This window comes from Lishizhenia sp. (assembly GCF_057456495.1).
Genome location: NZ_JBVCPV010000305.1, coordinates 1 through 1980, shown reverse-complemented (window position 1 = coordinate 1980; position 1980 = coordinate 1). Strand labels below are relative to the sequence as shown.

Sequence of the window (1980 nt, the reverse complement as noted above, 5' to 3'; positions counted from 1 at the left end):
TTACTCTCTTGTATTCTTTTATTGATCTCTTCATGGAGTAAGTGCTTAGTGTATCTTCTTTTCTTGTAATTCACAATATACCTTAGGTTGAACTGAATCCAGTTATCTGTCATTGAAATAGCTAGGGTAGGATCTACCTGCGCGTCTTCTATATAGTATTTGTCTACCACTTTTTTCCAATCAGCAATAGAGGCATTCACATATTCAGAAAGCTGTTCTTGAGCTACTGATATTACAATGTTTTTAGCGAGTTCAATATCAGATCCATATCGTATTGGTATATTGAATTCATCCCAAACAAAAGGAAAGTCTTGTGAGTAATTGTAAACTGGTCCTTTGAAAACAAAGGCGTTACTCAACTTCACGATTCGGCCACTATAATTATCGCTAGATACCCATTGACCTATTTCCATCATGGTGGTGTATATGCTATCAATATCTATTACATCACCTTTTATTCCATTAATTTCAATTCTATCGCCTGGTTGGTAAACGCGTACAAAAAAGATGTAAAAGGAACCTGTAATACTTAAGATTAATTCCTGTAAGGTTATTGTTATTCCTGCCGTTAACAAACCAATGGCAAGTCCAAAGTCTTTGATACTACCTGTGAAATAAGTTACCGTGATAAGAACAGCAAAGAGATAACCAATGATTTCTATTCCTTTTTGTGACTTATACCTTAGTGTATTGTCCGGAAGTCGTTTCTTGATAACCCTCCTGACCCAAGAAATTATAGTAAAAATCAATGCGAGCCAAACCAAGTACTTTCCTATGCTAGTAAGAATAGGATATTCGGCAAACCATTTGTTTAATTCTTGTATCAATAGATTCGTTTTTAATTCTCAACAAGTTAAAGAAATTTCATCAATGATCTAATGAACGGTTCAACTAAAGTTAGGCTTCACTCATAAAACTTTTCAACGCCAATTCTAATTTAAAGTGGTCGTCCTCATGAATAAGACTTTTTCTAATTTTCACTTTTTTTCCATCTAACAAATGGATACAATACTTTCTTGACGTACTATCTAGTGCTTTGATACGCCGTCTTTCAATTCTTTGTTTACCCTTCCAAACACTATGGAAGATCTGGATCTGTGATTCGTTTATTTGGATATACTTGTGTTTTTTATAGAGGATGTATTCCAGTAGGCTTGTTAGTCCGATAAATAACCACAATAAATACAAACTCGAAAATTCTTTTTTTGTAATCCATGGAAAGGTAGCGAGTGTTAAAGCAACAAGGGCGAGCTGAAATGTTAAACTGAGGGTTTTGATTTGGAAGCTTTGGTTCATGCTGGCAAATTTAATCTGAAAAACTGATGATATCTCGTCAATAAGTGATTAATCTTTTATGTTGAATGGAATACAAAATACTAAAACCTAATACGTATGTCGTTTATAAGGGAAATCGAAGGTTTTAGAAAGTTCCATTAAAGTTTTATCATTGTTTTCAATTAGCAAAAGATGAGGAGATTTTTGAATTATAGTACAATCCATTTTCTGTTTAATTTCTTCGATATTCTTTAAATTCGGATTGTAGAGTAATAGGTTCTTTCGTACTTTATTTTTTTCATTATTAAAAATCCAGGTTCTGCGCTCGTAAACGTTCATAACGGTATTCATGGTGTTTTCTTGAAGCACGGGACAAGCGTAATTATAATGTCCAATTTCCGCAACACCATACCTCCAATCTGCAATAAAAACAACTAAATCAACATTATATGTTTTTGTAAGCTCTTTGAGTTCATCGCACTTTTGGGTTAATTCATCCAGGTTTTTAATGGCAATAGGACCAAAATTGGTGGTTTCAGTTTGTTTATCTATACAAGAAGAATAGGTCGAAATTTTTCTTATTCCTATAAAAAGAACGAGTACAATGATTGCCCAATTCCAAGTGGTTAAGTTTTTAAGTTGAGGGTTTATCCAATACAAGGCTAAACCAAGTAGTAAGGGCACGGCTAAAAACATTCGCACCGA

At 33.6% G+C, this 1980-nt stretch carries 3 protein-coding genes; all 3 read right to left on the bottom strand.

Annotated elements, in window-relative coordinates; translation table 11 throughout:
- Positions 1-824 (bottom strand): mechanosensitive ion channel family protein (locus AC22ZQ_RS14350; RefSeq protein ID WP_318959443.1); only part of this gene is annotated, 824 nt, incomplete at its 3' end.
- A gap of 73 nt (positions 825-897) precedes the next feature.
- Positions 898-1296 carry a hypothetical protein gene (locus AC22ZQ_RS14345; RefSeq protein ID WP_318959442.1) on the bottom strand — a complete coding sequence of 133 codons (399 nt, stop codon included), beginning with the start codon at positions 1294-1296 and terminating at the stop codon, positions 898-900.
- Between the two features lie 87 nt (positions 1297-1383).
- The coding region (locus AC22ZQ_RS14340) for a hypothetical protein (protein ID WP_318959441.1) at positions 1384-1980 on the bottom strand (597 nt) is incomplete at its 5' end.